Source organism: Agrobacterium sp. 33MFTa1.1, from assembly GCF_004328495.1.
GTDB lineage: Bacteria > Pseudomonadota > Alphaproteobacteria > Rhizobiales > Rhizobiaceae > Agrobacterium > Agrobacterium pusense.
On the sequence record NZ_CP036358.1, the window covers coordinates 386,893 to 402,998 of the forward strand.

The following is a 16,106-nucleotide window of genomic DNA, read 5'->3' on the forward strand; positions in this document are numbered from 1 at the left end:
CCCGCAATTGGTGTCGGGCAGGGCGGTTTGATCGAGGATTTGGCCATGGAATTGCGTGATACCGTATTGCGCCAGCTGAAAAACCGCCGCGAAGGTTTTAGCCTGGAACAGCCCTTCTACACGGACCCGGATTACTTCAAGCTGGATATGGAAACCATCTGGTATCGCGACTGGCTGTTTGTCGGCCATGATTGTGAGGTACAGAAGTCCGGCAGCTATTTCACCGTGCAGATCGGCGCCTATTCGGTTGTCATCGTTCGTGGCCGCGACGGGCAAATCCGCGCGTTCCACAATTCCTGCCGCCATCGCGGCTCCCGCGTCTGCACCACGCAGAAGGGCCAGTCGGCGCGTCTGGTCTGTCCCTATCACCAGTGGACCTACGATCTTGACGGCAAGCTGCTTTTTGCCCGCCACATGGGCGAGGAGTTCGACAAGGGCGATTTCGGCCTGAAGCCTGTCGCCTGCGAAACCGTCGCTGGCTACGTCTTCATCTGCCTCGCCGATCAGCCGGCGGATTTTGAGCCCATGCGCGCCGAAGTGGAGAGCTACATGGCGCCGCACCGCATATGGGAAGCCAAGGTCGCGCATGAGAGCACCATCATCGAAAAGGGTAACTGGAAGCTCGTCTGGGAAAACAACCGCGAGTGCTACCATTGCGCCGCCAACCATCCGGAACTCTGCCGTACCTATCCCGAAAACCCGAGCGTGACGGGAACGGATGGCGGGGCAAGCGACCCCGAGATCGGCGGCCACTGGGCACGCTGCGAAGCAGCCGGCCTGCCCAGCCGTTTCAAGATTGACCCGAAGGGCCAGTTCCGCGTGGCGCGCATGCCGCTGATCGGCGAAGCGGAAAGCTACACAATGTCGGGAAAACGCGCCGTGCGCCGGCCGCTGTCGGACGATGTCAGCATCAGCCATATTGGCGCGCTGCTCCTGTTCCATTACCCGACGACCTGGAACCACTTCCTCGGCGACCACACCATCTCCTTCCGCGTGCTGCCGCTCAGCGCCAACGAGACGATGGTTACCACCAAATGGCTGGTGCACAAGGATGCGGTGGAGGGCGTGGATTACGATCTTGAGGATCTCACCCATGTCTGGAACGAAACCAACGATCAGGACCGCCGCATCGTCGAGGAAAATGCCTTCGGCATCCGCTCGCCCGCTTATGAGCCCGGCCCTTACTCCATGGAGGACGAGGGCGGCGTGATGCAGTTCGTCAACTGGTACGCCGATTTCATGATCGACCGGCTGTCCGGCGACAAGGCCCGGCTTTCGGCTGTAGCGTGAAGATGAACATGGTCGTGACATATAAGCATATTGACGAGATGAAGCCGTGGAGCGACAAGCTCCAGCTGCTGGAATGTATTTCGGTAACCCCCGAAACACAGGATGTGATGACGTTCCTGTTCCGCTCCGAGGATCAGAACTGGTTCCGTTATCTGCCGGGCCAGTTCGTCACGCTGGAACTGCCGGTGGGCAAGGAGCCGCTTTACCGCACCTACACATTGTCATCCAGCCCGTCGCGGCCCTATTCACTGTCGGTCACGGTCAAGGCGCAGGCCAACAGTATCGGCACGCGCTGGATGTTCGACAATCTGAAGCCCGGCATGAAGATCCGGGCGCTTGGTCCGCTCGGCGATTTTTCCTACGTCAAGCATCCCGGGGACAAGTATCTCTTCATCTCCGCGGGCTCCGGCGTCACGCCGATGATGTCGATGGTGCGCGACATGAGCGACCGCGCCCCGCAAAGCGACATTGCCTTCATCAATTGCTCGCGTACACCCGGCGATATTGTCTTCCGTCACGAGCTGGAATATCTCGCCCGCTTCATGCCGAACCTGTCGCTCGGCTTCATTGTCGAGAAATGTGGACGCACCGATCTGTGGTCCGGCCTGAAGGGCATGGTCGACAAGGCCAAGATCGCGCTGCTCGCCCATGACTTCATGGAGCGTACCGTCTTCTGCTGCGGGCCGGAGCCGTTCATGGCCGCCGTCCGCTCCATGCTTGAAGCCTCCGGCTTCGACATGGGCCGTTACCATCAGGAAAGCTTCTCGCCTGCTGCTCCCGTCGCCGTCGGCGAGAGTGTTCTCACCGATGATGGCGAAGCGTTGTCGATGGTGGGTTTTACCCTTTCCGGGAAAGAAATGCCCTGCCAGCCCGGGCAGACCGTTCTGATGACGGCGCGTGCAGCCGGTGTGCGGATCGGCGCAGCCTGCGAATCCGGCATCTGCGGGACTTGCCGGGTCTTGAAACTTTCCGGCGAGGTGGAGATGAACCACAATGGTGGCATTCTCGATGAGGAAATCGAGGAGGGCTATATTCTCGCCTGCTGCTCGCGGCCTTTGACCGATGTCAAGGTGGAGGCATGATGCCGGCAGGCGTTTGAGGCTTTCCTTCCATTACCATTGTCTGGAACCAAATTTCCGTAAATTCGTTTGCACGTCATCCAATTCTTCTCGGGCATGAAGCGGGGCTGACCCTAATCTCCGAAAAGAGTGAGTGGGTGAAAAGCGTGGGTCAACGCGCTGAAGCAAACGGAGGAAGATCATGATAAATTTCCGGACAACGAGTGTCGCCACGGCCCTCGTCGTGTTCCTGACCAGCTTTACGCCGTCGCAGGCGTTCCAGGTTCCTGTGCCGATCCAGAAGCCGGCGGTTTCCACCGACAATGTCGTGCAGGTGCAATATCGCGAATGGGACCGTCGACATGATCGCCGTCACGGCGACCGCATGTATCGCCCGCGCCCGCCGCGTGACGGCTATTATAATGGCCACCGTGGTTACCGCGACCGCCGTCCGGGTTACCGTTATCATAACGGCTACTGGTTCCCGCTTGCCGCTTTCGCCACCGGCGCCATCATCGGCGGCGCGATTCAGCAACCCCGTCCGGCCTATGGCGGTAGCCATGTATCCTGGTGTCAGAATCGCTGGCGCTCGTATCGTGCCTACGACAACACCTACCAGCCCAACAGCGGTCCGCGTCGCATTTGCGTATCGCCTTACAGCCGCTAATTGCACAAGCAGAAGCCCGGTTTCTACCGGGCTTTTGTCTGGCCCTGAAACGCCGTGGTTTTGATAAACGAAGCGTGATCGGACCGTTAATCGTAGGTTCAGCCACACGTCCCTAGGCTGTAGAAGTATACGACACCGCCCGGACAAAGGCGGAATAGAACAACAGAAATTCACGTCTTACGGCCTGTCGACCGTCGTGAATGGAGGAAGTCAGATGAAAAGCTATGTGAAGAATATCCTGGCTGTCGGTCTTTCTGCAATCGTGGTTGCAGGAGCGATTGTTCCGGCCGAAGCCGCCATGCCCCTGCCTGTAGCGCCGAAGAGCGTTGAGACCTCGGGCAACGATGCCAGCAAGAATATCGTGAACGTGCAATATTGGCGTGACCGTGACGGCTGGGGCGATCGTCGCGGCTGGTATCGCGGTCACCGCGGTTACCGCGATTATCGTCCGGGTTACCGCCACCATGACGGTTACTGGTTCCCGCTCGCAGCATTTGCAACGGGCGCAATCATCGGCGGCGCTCTTTCGCAGCCGCGCGAAGTCTACCGTCCGGTGCCGGAATATCGCCCGCGCCCGGTCTATCGTGAGTATCGTCCGGTCCGCCGTGGCGGCATGAGCCAGGCGCATGTGAACTGGTGCTATGGCCGCTATCGCTCCTACGACGCCTATAGCAACACGTTCCAGCCGTATAACGGTCCGCGTCAGACCTGCTATTCGCCCTACGGCTGATAGGTTGGCCAAGACCGAGATTGACAGAGCCGTCCGGTTTCGACCGGACGGCTTTTTGCTGTCAGAGGATACGCGCGCGTTTCAACACGAACCAGGCGAGCACGACCGAGATGACGATGAAGATGCTGGCCGCCATGGTGCCACCGGTCCCGACCGTAAACGGCAGCTCATCCGTGTTCATGCCAAAAAAGCCGGTTACCAGCGACGGTGGCAGCAGGAACGCCGTCATCAGCGACAGGATATAGAGATGCCGGTTGGTTTCAGACGAGAGTTTTGAATCGATTTCTTCGTGAAGCAGCCTTGCGCGCTCCTGCAGGGCATAGACGTCATGATCGACAGCCTCGAGGCGCCCCATCAGCCGTGAGGCGACATCCTCGAAACCGTCAGGCATCTCGTCGTCATCCGCGGCCGAAGCCCGCCGCATCAGGGTGAGGACGGTGCGCAAATGCCGGTGCAGGCGCACCACCGTGCGGCGCAGCGGTGCGAGGCGTCGCCTTTCGTCGCGGGTCTCGCTGTCATAGACCAGATCCTCGATGGCGTTCAGTTCTTCCGTCGTCTCCATCACCAGATTGATCAACGAGCGCTGGAATTCGGCGACAAGGCCTTCGAAGACGTGGGACGGTGTGAGATAGCGGTTGGAGTTCTTGTCGACCGCCGCCTTTAGCCGGTCTACCGAATGCAGCGGCTGAAGGCGGGTGGTGATTATAAAACGGTCGCTCACCGCAAAATGCAGCCAGCCGAAATCGCGCGTTTCCTTGTCGAATTCCCGTTGGAAATCGACCAGGGTGCCGTAGAGCGATTTTTCGTCGACAACAATGGATGGATGCGTTTCGTGGGTGGTGAGGCTTGCCCGTGCTGCCGGATCGAGACCCTCAACCGTCTCCAGAAAACCCGCCACGCGCTGATCGGCGAGATTGAGATGCAGCCAGAAGAACCCGTCGCGTCCCGCCATCTCGTCAAAGCCGGCATCGGGCGCCAGCCTGCGGCATGGGGCCTTCCCGGGTTGAAATTGATAGGCCCAAACGAGGCCGGGAATGGTGGGCGTTATGAGGTCCATCGTGGCAGTCCTGACCGGCGGGATGGGAGGAGAGGGGTGCCCGTCGCACCGGGAGGAGGCGAAAGGAGCGCGTCAGGGCACCGTCAACATGCTGAGCAAATTCATATGACAGTTTTATAACAAGCCCGTCGAAATACCGGGAATTTTCAAATTGACGTTTACGTAAAAATCATTTAGCCCGAAGGCAGTAGCAGGATACAAGAGCTTCGGGAGGAGGCAGCATGTATAGCGCGCCGGTGGATGATATCGCCTTTACACTCAAACATGTAGCGGGTCTCGGAGACGCGCTTTCCAGGGGTGTGCTGGGAGATCTGAGTGAAGATCTCGTCGATGCCATTCTGGAGGAAGCCGGACGTTTCGCCACCGGAGAGGTCGCGCCGCTCGCCGAAATCGGGGACCGTCAGGGCGCAAAACTTGCCGATGGCAAGGTGACGACGCCCGATGGCTGGGCCGATCTTTACCGTCGCTGGGCGGCGGCGGGCTGGAACAGCCTGACTGCCCCGGAAGAATTCGGCGGCCAGAACCTGCCGCATATGCTGAATGTTGCAGCGCTCGAAATGTGGAATTCCGGCTCCATGGCCTTCGCGCTGGCACCGACGCTGACAATGGGCGCGGTGGAAGCCATCGTTGCCCACGGCAGCAACGATCTCAAGCGAAGCTACCTGCCGAAACTCGTCTCCGGCGAATGGACCGGCACGATGAACCTGACCGAGCCGCATGCGGGTTCCGATCTTGGTGTCCTGAAGACCCGGGCGGAGCGCAATGGTGACGGCACCTACCGCATCTTCGGCCAGAAGATTTTCATCACCTGGGGTGAACACGACGCGGCTGATAATATCATCCACCTCGTTCTCGCCCGTCTTCCGGATGCGCCGGCGGGAACGCGTGGCATTTCGCTGTTCCTCGTGCCAAAATTCCTGCCCGATGAAAACGGCGCGCCGGGCAGCCGCAACGATCTTTTCTGCCACTCTCTCGAACACAAGCTCGGTATTCACGGTTCGCCCACCTGCACCATGATCTTCGGTGACGGCAAATTTGGTGACGAAAAGGGTGCGCTCGGCTGGCTGGTCGGCGAGGAGAACAAGGGCCTCGCCTGCATGTTCACCATGATGAACAACGCCCGCCTTGCCGTTGGCATGCAGGGCGTGGCGATCTGTGAGGCGGCGACCCAGAAGGCGATCGAATACGCGAGGGAACGCACGCAGGGCAAGGCGCCCGGCTGGCAGGGTCCTGGCATGAGCCCGATCATCGAACATCCTGATATCGTGAGAACCCTTCTGACAATGAAGGCGCTGACGCAAGGATCACGGGCGATTTCCTTCAGCTGCGCGCACGCCATCGACATGGCGCATGCGACTGAGGACGCCCGGCAGCGCGCTCACTGGCAGGAGCGCGCTGCCCTTCTGACACCGATCGCCAAGTCCTTTTCCACCGATGCCGGTGTCGATGTCGCATCCATGGGCATTCAGGTGCATGGCGGCATGGGCTTCATCGAGGAAACCGGCGCGGCGCGTTATCTGCGTGATGCCCGCATCGCGCCGATCTACGAGGGCACCAACGGCATTCAGGCCATCGATCTGGTCCTGCGCAAGTTGCCGCTCTCCGAGGGCGCGCAGGTCCGCGGTTTCATCGCCGAACTGCGTGAGATCGCCGCCCGCACGGCTGCATCGAACCGTGACGATCTCGGAGAGACCGCCCGTTATCTCGATGCCAGCCTCACCGATCTGGAAACGGCAACCGACTGGCTGCTCTCCCGCATCAAGGCGGGCGAAACCGAGATGGCACTTGCGGGCGCCACGCCCTATCAGCGTCTCTTCGGTCTGGCCTTGACGGGCGCTTATCTCGCCAAGGGCGCATTGGTCTCCGTCGATGATGGCAGGGGCGGGCATCGTGCCGCGCTTTGCCGTTTCGCGGCGGAAAACCTGCTGGCGGAAACGGCGGCGCTGAAGGACCGCATTGTGTCAGGCGCGGCAAGCCTTGCCGCCGCCCGTACTGTTTTGGCTTGAGGAGCTTCAGATGTCGGACGACCATATTCTTGTCGCGCGTGTCGGCCATGCGCCTGACGTTCTGACCATCCGCTTCAACCGACCGGAAAAGAAAAACGCCATCACCGACGCCATGTATCTGCGCATGGCCGAGGCGTTGCACGCCGCCAATACGGATCCGGACATCCGCGTCGTTGCCTTTCTCGGCACGGAAGGCTGCTTTTCCGCCGGCAACGACATGGCTGATTTTCTCGCCTTCGCCATGTCAGGTGGAAAGGGCAAGCTCGCCGCCCTCGAACTTCTGAAAGCGCTGGTCGCCTTCGAAAAACCGCTGGTATCCGGTGTCGATGGGCTCGCCATCGGCATCGGCACCACGCTGAACCTGCATTGCGACCTGACGGTCGCTTCCAGCCGCAGCCTGTTCAAGACGCCCTTCGTGGATCTCGCATTGGTGCCGGAAGCGGCCTCCAGCCTGCTCGTGCCAAGGCTCATCGGCCACCAGCGCGCCTTTGCGCTGCTCGCGATGGGTGAGGGTTTTTCCGCCGAGCAGGCATTGCAGGCCGGGCTGATCTGGAAAGTCGTTGCCCCGGAACATGTCGAAACCGAGACGCTGGCGCTTGCCACCCGCCTCGCCGCCAAACCGCAGCAGGCGCTGAAGATCGCTCGCGATCTGGTCCGCGGCAACCCGGCCGATATTCTCACACGCATTGAAGAGGAAGGTCGTCATTTCATCGCGCAGCTGCAAAGTGCCGAAGCGCGCGCCGCCTTCGAGGCATTCATGCGTCGTTAAGTGTGCGGGCAGGAATTCCTTGCGGTTAAGCAACCGGGCAATATGGCTTGGGTTAGATAACGCACCGTCATTGTCCGAAGGCCACCCACATGCGTCACTTCGTTTTCGCCCTGACTGTCTTCCTATCCGCCGCGACGATTGCTGAAGCGGCGGCGATAACACGCGCTCCAGCTGCTTCCACCAACGATGTCATTCTGGCGCAGTCCACGGACGACGATAGTCCGAACTTCTATTCCGGCAATAACCGCGACCGCCAGCGCCGCGCGCGTTTCGTCTGCGTCATCACCCCCCCGGACAGCGCCAACCGCCGTCGGCCCTATATCTGCCCGCTGGAGCGCGGCCGTGTCGGCGGTGCCTGCCGCTGCTCGGGCGTGGTGGGCAACGGCACGGTCGATACGGCCTGGTAAGACTCCCAGGCTTCATCTTCACTCTCATTCCTGTGACAAGCACAGGAATGAGGGCTGTTGGGATTGCGGGCATATGAATCGTTGCGTTGCCTCAGCGTCGCTGAGCGGCTCTCCGCCCGGATTGCTTATTTCTCCAGCGTCGCCACCGCTTCCACATGCGGCGACCACAGGAACTGGTCAACCGGCGTGACGCGGGTGATGCGATAGCCGCCCTCGGTCAGGATGGCGAGATCGCGCGCCAGTGTCAGCGGGTTGCAGCTCACGGCCACGATCTTCTTTACCGTGCTGCGTGCCAGTTCCTTGCACTGGAATTCCGCGCCCGCGCGTGGCGGATCGAAGACGACGGCGTCGTAATTCTTTAGCTCGCTTGTCATCAGGGGGCGGCGGAAGAGATCGCGCTTCTCGACGCTGACCGGCTTCAGGCCCTGCGTGTTGCGGGCGGCGAAATCCAGCGCCTTCAGCGGCTTGTCTTCCGCCTCCACCGCATGCACCTTGCCAACGCGCGCAAGCCGCAGCGCAAATGTGCCGGAGCCGCAGAAGAGATCGGCAATGCGTTTGGACTTGCCGACATGGGCAAGCACGAGCTCCGCCATGGCGTCCTCCGCCTGCTTCGTCGCCTGCGTGAAGCTGCCGGCCGGCGGCGATACCGCCACCCCGCCAAACTCGATGATCGGCTTCTGGGGTTCGATCAGTATCTCACCCGACAGTGAAACACGCGCAATGCCGCGCATGGCAAGAACCGTTTCCGTGAGCGTGCGGCGCTGCTTGTCGCTGACCGACTTGATGCCGTCGACGGAAATATCGAGGCCGGAAAGGGTCTCCAGCACCGTCATCCGGAAGGGTTCCGCATTCGCCACCATTGAAAGTCCGATGGCGCGGATGGCATCCAGTCGCGAGACGATGCCGGGCGAGGTGACGGGACATTCCTCAATGGCGACGATGTGGTGGCTGTTCGCCTGGCTGAAGCCGAGCAGCAGGCCCTTTTCCGTCTTGCGGGCGGCGAACACCGCACGGCGGCGCTCGCCAGGGTGACAGATGACGAGATTATCCACATCGGGCGTCAAGCCCTTCGATTTCAGTGCCGAGACCACCAGTTCCCGCTTGTATGCATGGTAAGGCTCGTCGGCGAGATGTTGCAGCGAACAGCCGCCGCAGGTGCCATTCTTGCCCTCCGGGCCGAAATGGCGGCAGGCGGGTGTACGGCGCTCGGGTGAGGCTTCCGTAATCGACATCACGGTGCCGTGATCCTTCACCTTGGCGATGGCGACCGTCTCGCCGGGCAACGCGAAGGGCACATAGACCGGGCCGTCGGGACAGTGCGCAATGCCATCGCCCTGGGCGCCGAGGCTCTTGATGGTGACGGTTTGTGTGCTCATGGCTTTTGGCCTCCGAGAAGAAATTCGACATTGCCGTCACCGCCGGAAATCGGCGAGGGAATGAGGCCGAGACTTTTCCAGCCCATCTCCTCCGTCAGCCAGCGCTCCAGTTCCGCCGCCACTGCGGGCGCGGTTTCGGGTTCCTTCAGAAGCCCGGCCTTGCTGATGGCGTCACGCCCTGCCTCGAATTGCGGTTTCACCAACAGGACAGCACGAGCACCCGGCTCAGCAAGATCAAGCGCCGGGGCGAGCGCGAGCTTCAGCGAAATGAAGGACACGTCCGAGACAATGAAGCCGATGGGCTGGTCATCGATATCGTCCGCCGTCAGGAAGCGGGCATTCAGCCCCTCCAGATTGGTGACACGCGGATCGTTCGCGATCCTTGCATGCATCTGCCCGTGGCCGACATCGATGGCGATGACGTGGCTGGCGCCCCGTTCCAGCAGCACCTCGGTAAAACCGCCTGTGGAAGCGCCGACGTCAAGACAGTGATGGCCGGAAGGATCGAGCCCGAAATGATCGAGTGCGGCCACGAGTTTCAGAGCTGCGCGGGAAACATAGGCCTGCGCTGGATCGCTGATGGCGATCTCGGCATTGCCGGCGACGGTCTGGCTCGGTTTGGTGACGGTCTTGCCGTTGACGCTCACGGTGCCGCGCGCAATCGCGTCGCGCGCACGCGAGCGACTGGCGAAGTGGCCGAGCGACACGAGAAGCTGGTCAAGCCGTTCATTTTCAGGTGTTTTGGACATGATCCCGTGTCAATGACTGCCAAACTCCGCCGATGCAAGCGATTTATCGCGATGCGGAGCCGACAGCGCCTGAGCCACGGCCTTATGAGGCTTTTGCGCCGCAAAATCAGCATATCAGATTAATCCAATATAAAGGCTTGTATTGCAGGGTGTGCCAAGGCCCGTGCGGCCGGTCGGAACCCGCCATGATGGCATCTTCTCCCATTTCTGAAATTGCGGCCGTTGCAGCGCAGACGCTTGCTCCGAGGCATCGGGTCGCCGAGAGAGTTTGCGATGTCGCTGAAAAATCTCCCCATTAATCTGAAGCTCATAGCCACCTTCTGTGCCTTGATGGGCGTGTGCCTGCTCGCTTCCGCGGTCGTATTCTGGCAGACGCTGGGGAGCGAGCGTGTCACGATTGAAAACAACCGCACCAAGGATATCATCCAGGCCGTGGATGGCGCGACGGCAGCCATGCTGGAACAGGCCGTCAATCAGCGCGGCTTCCTGCTGTTCCGCAGTGACAGCACCTATAATGACGTGTTCGCCCAGCGCGATATCATGCTGAAGAAGCTTGATGAAGCGCGCGCCCTTGCTGCCGGCCAGCCGGACATCCTGAAATCCATCGACGACATGCAGAAATCCGCCACCGTGTTCTTCAAGGAACTGGCGGAACCGCAGATCGCCGCACGCAAGACGACCGAAGCGCCGATTTCCGAAATCATCGAAATCGGCCGCAATCAGGCCAAGGGCCAGCTTGACGGCTTCCGTGCCTCGGCCGCCAAGATCAAGGAACAGCTGAATGGCCTGTCCACCGCTTACGCTGCAGAACAGCAGGCTGCTGCCCGCAAGCTGGAATATGCCCTTCTCGGCGGTGGCGCCGTCGCCGGCCTTCTCGCCGTGATCCTGATCTGGGCGCTTTCGCGCTCCATCGTTACGCCAATCGTCGGCATGACAGCGGCGATGAGCCGGCTTGCCGATGGCGATCTGACGACGGAAGTTCCGGCCACGGATCGTGGCGACGAAGTCGGCAAGATGGCAAAGGCTGTAATGGTCTTCAAGGAAGCCGGGCTTGAAAAAGCCCGCCTTGCCGGTGAGACCGATCGCATGCGCTCCGCGACGGAAGCAGAACGTCGCCGCACCGAGGAAGAAAAAGCCAGGGACGAGGCCGCCAGCGCTTTTGCCAGCGCCGAGCTTGGCAAGGGCCTTGCGGCTCTCGCGGATGGCGATCTTTCCTATCGCATTGAAACGCCTTTTGCGCCTGCGATTGATCCGGTTCGTGTGAATTTCAACAGCGCCGTCGAAAAACTCCAGCAGGCATTGCGCACGGTCGGCGAGAACGCGGCCGCCATCAATGCCGGCGCTTCGGAAATGCTCTCCGCCGCCGACGACCTGTCGCGCCGCACCGAACAGCAGGCGGCCTCCATCGAAGAGACCGCTGCGGCGCTCGAAGAAGTCACCACCACCGTGCGTGATAGCGCCCGTGGTGCGGAAGATGCCGGCAATCTGGTCCAGCGCGCCCGCGCCGGTGCGGAAAAGTCGGGTGTTGTGGTCCGCAAGGCGGTTGCCGCCATGCGCGAGATCGAGAAGTCCTCGGGCGAAATCGGCAACATCATCGGCGTCATCGACGATATCGCTTTCCAGACCAACCTCCTGGCGCTGAATGCCGGTGTGGAAGCCGCCCGTGCCGGTGATGCCGGCAAGGGCTTTGCGGTGGTCGCGCAGGAAGTCCGTGAACTTGCCCAGCGTTCGGCCAATGCCGCCAAGGAAATCAAGACCTTGATCAGCGCTTCCAGCCAGCAGGTGGAAAACGGTGTCAATCTCGTCGATGAAACCGGCAAGGCGCTGGAACTCATCGTCTCGGAAGTCGAAGAGATCAACGCCCATGTCAGCGCCATCGTTGTCGCTGCCCGCGAACAGGCCACCGGCCTGCAGGAAATCAACACGGCTGTGAACACCATGGATCAGGGCACGCAGCAGAACGCCGCCATGGTGGAGCAGCAGACCGCCGCCAGCCATTCGCTGGCCCGCGAAGCGGAAGCGCTGAACAGCCTGCTTGGCCAGTTCAGGATGGGCGGCGCACGCACCGCCGTTGCGAGCGCCGGCGGATATTCCGCTCCGCGCCCATCTTCGGCCAAGCCTGCCTTCCAGCCTGCGCCGGCCGCGCCGATCCGCAAGGCTCCGGTAAAATCGGCCTCTGCAACAGCAAGGCCTGTCGCATCGCCGGCCCGTGCACTCGGCCAGAGCCTTGCCCGCGCCTTCGGTGGTGCTGCCGAAGCACCGGCTGCGAAGGATCAGGACTGGACGGAGTTCTGAGCGGGGCTTCAGATTGAACCTACGGATCGGGGGCCGAAAGGCCCCCTTTTTGCGTCGGCATTTTCAAATGGGAGGCCGCCTAGGCGCGCTGTAGCCGGAACATCCGTGCAAAAAAAAGCTCATCCGACAGGCGGTGGAGCAGGGCGGCAATGACGGCGGTTGCGGCAATGGCGAAAACGAGACGTCCGGCGAGAACCCCGTAGACATCCGCACCCAGCGACATGACCACAAGCGTGTCTTCAATTACGCTATGGGCAAAACCCATGAAGACGCAGGACAGAAATACCTGCCGCGGTGATATCGTCCCCGATTGCGCCTCGCGGATCAGGAAACCCGCGCCATAGGAAATGCCGAGGAATAACCCGATGGCAGTGAGATGCTCGGCCTCGCCGCGAATGCCTGCAAGACGCAGCAGGGGCGAGAGCGCTTTCATCATCAGCGCGAGCAGGCCGGTCAGCCTGAGAATTTCAAGGCAAAGGGAAAGGGCAAGGAGGATGACGAGCATCCAGGCCATGGTTTCACCGAGACCGAGGAAATAGGCGGACCATTCAGGCGTGGCGCTCATCGCAATCCAGGCCGGGGTCACCGGCCCCGACAACCAGCCGGTCGATTCCAGAAGCTGGTGCAGGAGAAAGGCATAAAGCAATCCGCCGCCGACGCGCAGCCCCGTCGTGACGATCATGCCGGGGCCCGCCTTTTCGATGATTTTCTGTTCGATTGGCAGGCCATGGGCGAACAGGATGAGCGCCGAAAAAACGGTGATATCAGCCACGGTCAGTGACGACGCGGGAACCAGCGTGAAGATGAGCGGCACGGCACCCCATATGCCGACCAGCATCGCGGTCAGCCAGGCAAGGCCGAGTTCAGGCGGCAGGCCGATGAGGTTCATGACCGGCGCAAAGGCAGGCGCCACCGCATCGATCGCCCCCATCCTTGATAGCAGCTCGGTCAGTATGGCGATCGGGACCGTGATCCGCACCAGCACCCAGTAAATTGCAAGCGTTTCCCGCGTTTTTTGCCAGACGGTCTGTAGAACTGACATATGAAGGCTCCCCTGAAAGTTGTTTCCATCCACTACTCCCGGCCGGTTCGCATTTGCGGTCAGAGATTGCAGTTTCATGCAATTTTATTGCAAAGATGGCGGCGGGCGATATGCTGCCCGCATGGACAGGATCGACCGGAAACTTCTGAACCTTTTGCAGAGCGATGCCTCGCGCACCAATGTGGATATGGCTGATGAAGTCGGGCTGTCGCCGTCCAGTTGCCTGCGCCGCCTGCAGCGGCTGCGCAAGTCGGGCGTGATCGACCGCATCGTGGCGATCCTCAACCCGGCAAAGGCGGGACGCGTGCTCAAGGCTCTGGTGACGGTGGAGCTGAAACTGCACGGCGAGCAGCAGATGCGCCGCTTTCTGGATATTGCCTGCGCGGAGGAGGCGGTGTCGCAGGCCTATGCCGTCACCGGCGCAAGCGATGTCGTACTGATGTTACGCCTGCGGGATATGGAAGAATTCGACGCCCTGTGCGACCGCTTGTTCCGCGATCAGCACAATGTGGCACGCTTTTTCACCATGGTCGTCATCAAGACGGCGAAAGAAGAAACGGCCATCAAGCTTTGAAACTGATAATATGGCGTCCTGGGAAGGCATTTGATCCTCCCCTTCAACCCAAGGAAAGCGTCTGGCTTTTGGGAAGGCAGTTTACAGATGGCGCCTCGCGTTAAGTTAAGGCTCCTTGAGGGCGCCTACGGAGTGGCCCGGCTTTCTGCCGATGCATCCATTCCAGCCTGGGCCGATGGCACAGGTTTTCTCAGCATCAGCCGGACTGATGATGAGCTTTCCGTCGTTTGCCGTCAGGAGCGTATCCCTCATGATGTTAAGGCCGACACCGGCTGGAACTGTCTCAAACTTCAGGGCCCGTTCGCCTTTGATGAGACCGGCATCGTGCTTTCGGTGATCGAACCGCTATCGACCAACGACATCGGGATATTCGTGGTTTCCACTTTCGATGGCGATCACCTGCTGGTCAAATCGAAAGATCTTGAGAAAACGTTTGAGCTGCTGGCAAATGCAGGGCACTCGCGCATCTAAGCTCCGTGAGCGTGATCCGCCCGCATGGGATGCCAGACGGAAATATCGCGCGGCGCGTCCAGAAGCTCGGGCAGGGCATCGTGCCATGCCTGCCGATAGGGCCGGTGGATCTGAACGTCGATGACGTCCTGATGGTCAGTCCAGGTCTCATGCAGCAGGAACCGGTTCTCGTTTTCGCCACCCCAGTGCAGGGTTACGTTCACGAAGGTCTTTTCGTGCCGCATGGCGTCGAGCAGCGCATTCAGCAATTCCAGAAAACGTTCGCGCTGGGCTGGACGGACCTGAAAGCTGATAAGATAGGTGGTGTGCACGGGTCTTACTCCCTGGCGCCTTGCATCAGTGCGTTGCGGGTTGCTGCGTCGGCGGGATAAAAACACTCCAGCACGAGTTCGGAGAGCGTGACGTCCGTCGCCGTCCCGAAAACCGTGGTGGTTGAAATGAAGCTCAATATGCCGCCCGAAGATGGATCGCGAAGCTGGAGCGGTATGGCCAGAGGGTCGGCCCCGGCGGTATGCGGGGCGACCTTTGGTGCGGGATAGGCCGCAAGCTCCGCATGCAGCCGAGAAAGCACTTCGTCTCCGGTTTCCTCGACCTGACGGCGCAGGCGTTCCAGCAGGTGATGGCGCCATTCGGCCAGATTGACGATGCGCGAACTCAGGCCCAGCGGATGCAGGCTCAGCCTCAAGGCGTTGAGCGGCGGGTAAAGCAGCTCTTCTGAAACGCCGGCCAGAAGCGACGTGATCGTCCCATTGGCGAGAACGACATTCCAGTGCCGGTCGACGGCAAGAGCGGGGAATGGCATATGCCCATGCACTACCGTTTCGACGGCTTGTCGGGCGGCTGCCATATCAGGTGCATCCAGTGATCGTTCGGAATGAACGGGTGCATAACCTGCAGCCAGCATCAGCCGGTTGGCGGCGCGGGCCGGCATCGAAAGCTGCTCCGCCAGCCTCACCAGCATGTCGCGGCTGGGCGATGATCGCCCGCTTTCAACGAAGCTCAGATGGCGTGCTGATATTTCAGCCTCCACCGCCAGATCCAGCTGGCTCAATCTGCGGCGGGCTCGCCATTCCTTCAGCACCTGGCCGACATGTTCTCGATGATGTGTCATGCCCCGCAGCCTAGCAGAAGATATCGCGGATGCGATTACCTCGGAGGTAATTGTTCCGCTTCCCGACCCCCGGCATGTTTGGGCCGTCAACCACAAGGAGCGCAATCATGACGCAGCATCTCGCAATCGCCGAAACCTATCTCGCAGCCTGGAATGAGGAAGACAATGAACGCCGCAGGCACCTCATCGGTCAGGCATGGGCAGAAAATACGCGCTACGTCGATCCGCTGATGCAGGGCGAAGGCCAGCAGGGGATTGCCGCCATGATCGAGGCGGCGCGGCAGAAATTTCCGGGATATCGTTTCGTTCTTGCCGGCACCCCTGACGGACACGGCAAATTCACCCGTTTCTCCTGGCGCCTTATCTCGCCTGACGGGGACGATGTGGCTGGTGGCACCGATGTCGTCAGCCACGATGCCGAGGGCCGGATCGAAAATGTCGTTGGTTTTCTCGACGGCGCGGCATCCTGAGGTAAAGGCGGGATAGTCCCGCCTCCTGTCCCGG

17 protein-coding genes are annotated in these 16,106 nt (G+C 60.8%); 11 read left to right on the forward strand and 6 right to left on the reverse strand.

Annotated elements, in window-relative coordinates:
- Positions 1-45 precede the first annotated feature (45 nt).
- The 4 genes from EYD00_RS01875 (at position 46) to EYD00_RS01890 (ending at position 3,745) form a co-directional block, all read left to right on the forward strand.
- Entirely contained in the window at positions 46-1,290 is a 1,245-nt protein-coding gene (locus tag EYD00_RS01875; protein WP_004440290.1) for an aromatic ring-hydroxylating oxygenase subunit alpha, read from the forward strand.
- Between the two features lie 8 nt (positions 1,291-1,298).
- Positions 1,299-2,372 carry an FAD-binding oxidoreductase gene (locus EYD00_RS01880; RefSeq protein ID WP_004440293.1) on the forward strand — a complete coding sequence of 358 codons (1,074 nt, stop codon included), beginning with the start codon at positions 1,299-1,301 and terminating at the stop codon, positions 2,370-2,372.
- Between the two features lie 178 nt (positions 2,373-2,550).
- Complete coding sequence (locus EYD00_RS01885) at positions 2,551-3,015, forward strand: BA14K family protein (protein WP_004440296.1); 465 nt, start codon at positions 2,551-2,553, stop codon at positions 3,013-3,015.
- Positions 3,016-3,229: 214 nt separating this feature from the next.
- Positions 3,230-3,745, forward strand: coding sequence for a BA14K family protein (locus EYD00_RS01890; protein WP_004440298.1), 516 nt, complete (start codon positions 3,230-3,232; stop codon positions 3,743-3,745).
- Between the two features lie 61 nt (positions 3,746-3,806).
- Here the strand turns inward: EYD00_RS01890 and EYD00_RS01895 are convergent, their stop codons facing one another.
- The gene (locus EYD00_RS01895) at positions 3,807-4,802 is read right to left on the reverse strand and encodes a transporter (protein WP_004440300.1); all 996 of its coding nucleotides are present in this window, start codon (positions 4,800-4,802) and stop codon (positions 3,807-3,809) included.
- Between the two features lie 221 nt (positions 4,803-5,023).
- Between EYD00_RS01895 and EYD00_RS01900 the strand changes: the two genes are divergently transcribed.
- The 3 genes from EYD00_RS01900 (at position 5,024) to EYD00_RS01910 (ending at position 7,984) form a co-directional block, all read left to right on the forward strand.
- Positions 5,024-6,808 carry an acyl-CoA dehydrogenase family protein gene (locus EYD00_RS01900; RefSeq protein WP_004440303.1) on the forward strand — a complete coding sequence of 595 codons (1,785 nt, stop codon included), beginning with the start codon at positions 5,024-5,026 and terminating at the stop codon, positions 6,806-6,808.
- 10 nt (positions 6,809-6,818) lie between these two features.
- Positions 6,819-7,577 (forward strand): crotonase/enoyl-CoA hydratase family protein, encoded by a 759-nt coding sequence (locus EYD00_RS01905; protein WP_004440305.1) that lies wholly within the window; start codon positions 6,819-6,821, stop codon positions 7,575-7,577.
- Positions 7,578-7,666: 89 nt separating this feature from the next.
- Positions 7,667-7,984, forward strand: a complete 318-nt coding sequence (locus tag EYD00_RS01910; protein ID WP_003503086.1) for a hypothetical protein — start codon at positions 7,667-7,669, stop codon at positions 7,982-7,984.
- A gap of 125 nt (positions 7,985-8,109) precedes the next feature.
- Here the strand turns inward: EYD00_RS01910 and EYD00_RS01915 are convergent, their stop codons facing one another.
- Complete coding sequence (locus tag EYD00_RS01915) at positions 8,110-9,360, reverse strand: class I SAM-dependent RNA methyltransferase (protein ID WP_004440307.1); 1,251 nt, start codon at positions 9,358-9,360, stop codon at positions 8,110-8,112.
- Positions 9,357-10,109, reverse strand: coding sequence for a TlyA family RNA methyltransferase (locus tag EYD00_RS01920; protein ID WP_004440308.1), 753 nt, complete (start codon positions 10,107-10,109; stop codon positions 9,357-9,359). Before EYD00_RS01920 ends, EYD00_RS01915 begins: the two co-directional genes overlap by 4 nt.
- Positions 10,110-10,382: 273 nt before the next feature.
- Between EYD00_RS01920 and EYD00_RS01925 the strand changes: the two genes are divergently transcribed.
- Positions 10,383-12,404, forward strand: a complete 2,022-nt coding sequence (locus EYD00_RS01925; RefSeq protein WP_004440310.1) for a methyl-accepting chemotaxis protein — start codon at positions 10,383-10,385, stop codon at positions 12,402-12,404.
- Positions 12,405-12,483: 79 nt separating this feature from the next.
- Here EYD00_RS01925 and EYD00_RS01930 read toward each other — a convergent pair whose 3' ends face one another.
- Positions 12,484-13,446, reverse strand: a complete 963-nt coding sequence (locus tag EYD00_RS01930; protein ID WP_004440312.1) for a nucleoside recognition domain-containing protein — start codon at positions 13,444-13,446, stop codon at positions 12,484-12,486.
- A gap of 121 nt (positions 13,447-13,567) precedes the next feature.
- Here EYD00_RS01930 and EYD00_RS01935 point away from each other — a divergent pair, with 121 nt between their 5' ends.
- Both EYD00_RS01935 and EYD00_RS01940 read left to right on the forward strand, forming a co-directional pair.
- Positions 13,568-14,020 carry an Lrp/AsnC family transcriptional regulator gene (locus EYD00_RS01935; protein WP_004440314.1) on the forward strand — a complete coding sequence of 151 codons (453 nt, stop codon included), beginning with the start codon at positions 13,568-13,570 and terminating at the stop codon, positions 14,018-14,020.
- An 87-nt stretch (positions 14,021-14,107) separates the two neighbouring features.
- On the forward strand, positions 14,108-14,491 hold the full coding sequence (locus tag EYD00_RS01940) for an ACT domain-containing protein (RefSeq protein WP_004440316.1): 384 nt from the start codon (positions 14,108-14,110) through the stop codon (positions 14,489-14,491).
- Here EYD00_RS01940 and EYD00_RS01945 read toward each other — a convergent pair.
- Entirely contained in the window at positions 14,488-14,802 is a 315-nt protein-coding gene (locus EYD00_RS01945) for a putative quinol monooxygenase (RefSeq protein ID WP_004440318.1), read from the reverse strand. The genes EYD00_RS01940 and EYD00_RS01945 overlap by 4 nt on opposite strands.
- Before the next feature lie 5 nt (positions 14,803-14,807).
- Positions 14,808-15,602 (reverse strand): helix-turn-helix domain-containing protein, encoded by a 795-nt coding sequence (locus EYD00_RS01950; protein WP_004440320.1) that lies wholly within the window; start codon positions 15,600-15,602, stop codon positions 14,808-14,810.
- A 107-nt stretch (positions 15,603-15,709) separates the two neighbouring features.
- On the opposite strand from EYD00_RS01950, the gene EYD00_RS01955 reads away from it, so the two are divergent.
- Positions 15,710-16,072 carry a nuclear transport factor 2 family protein gene (locus EYD00_RS01955; protein WP_004440323.1) on the forward strand — a complete coding sequence of 121 codons (363 nt, stop codon included), beginning with the start codon at positions 15,710-15,712 and terminating at the stop codon, positions 16,070-16,072.
- Positions 16,073-16,106 lie beyond the last annotated feature (34 nt).

What these genes read in the sequence shown, in the direction of transcription:
- EYD00_RS01895 (WP_004440300.1), bottom strand. Translation starts at nt 4,802, where the DNA reads ATGGACCTCATAACGCCCACCATTCCCGGCCTCGTTTGGGCCTATCAA.
- EYD00_RS01885 (WP_004440296.1), top strand. Translation starts at nt 2,551, where the DNA reads ATGATAAATTTCCGGACAACGAGTGTCGCCACGGCCCTCGTCGTGTTC.
- EYD00_RS01955 (WP_004440323.1), top strand. Translation starts at nt 15,710, where the DNA reads ATGACGCAGCATCTCGCAATCGCCGAAACCTATCTCGCAGCCTGGAAT.
- EYD00_RS01925 (WP_004440310.1), top strand. Translation starts at nt 10,383, where the DNA reads ATGTCGCTGAAAAATCTCCCCATTAATCTGAAGCTCATAGCCACCTTC.
- EYD00_RS01950 (WP_004440320.1), bottom strand. Translation starts at nt 15,602, where the DNA reads ATGACACATCATCGAGAACATGTCGGCCAGGTGCTGAAGGAATGGCGA.
- EYD00_RS01900 (WP_004440303.1), top strand. Translation starts at nt 5,024, where the DNA reads ATGTATAGCGCGCCGGTGGATGATATCGCCTTTACACTCAAACATGTA.
- EYD00_RS01875 (WP_004440290.1), top strand. Translation starts at nt 46, where the DNA reads ATGGAATTGCGTGATACCGTATTGCGCCAGCTGAAAAACCGCCGCGAA.
- EYD00_RS01920 (WP_004440308.1), bottom strand. Translation starts at nt 10,109, where the DNA reads ATGTCCAAAACACCTGAAAATGAACGGCTTGACCAGCTTCTCGTGTCG.
- EYD00_RS01880 (WP_004440293.1), top strand. Translation starts at nt 1,299, where the DNA reads ATGGTCGTGACATATAAGCATATTGACGAGATGAAGCCGTGGAGCGAC.
- EYD00_RS01935 (WP_004440314.1), top strand. Translation starts at nt 13,568, where the DNA reads ATGGACAGGATCGACCGGAAACTTCTGAACCTTTTGCAGAGCGATGCC.
- EYD00_RS01915 (WP_004440307.1), bottom strand. Translation starts at nt 9,360, where the DNA reads ATGAGCACACAAACCGTCACCATCAAGAGCCTCGGCGCCCAGGGCGAT.
- EYD00_RS01905 (WP_004440305.1), top strand. Translation starts at nt 6,819, where the DNA reads ATGTCGGACGACCATATTCTTGTCGCGCGTGTCGGCCATGCGCCTGAC.
- EYD00_RS01930 (WP_004440312.1), bottom strand. Translation starts at nt 13,446, where the DNA reads ATGTCAGTTCTACAGACCGTCTGGCAAAAAACGCGGGAAACGCTTGCA.
- EYD00_RS01940 (WP_004440316.1), top strand. Translation starts at nt 14,108, where the DNA reads ATGGCGCCTCGCGTTAAGTTAAGGCTCCTTGAGGGCGCCTACGGAGTG.
- EYD00_RS01890 (WP_004440298.1), top strand. Translation starts at nt 3,230, where the DNA reads ATGAAAAGCTATGTGAAGAATATCCTGGCTGTCGGTCTTTCTGCAATC.
- EYD00_RS01910 (WP_003503086.1), top strand. Translation starts at nt 7,667, where the DNA reads ATGCGTCACTTCGTTTTCGCCCTGACTGTCTTCCTATCCGCCGCGACG.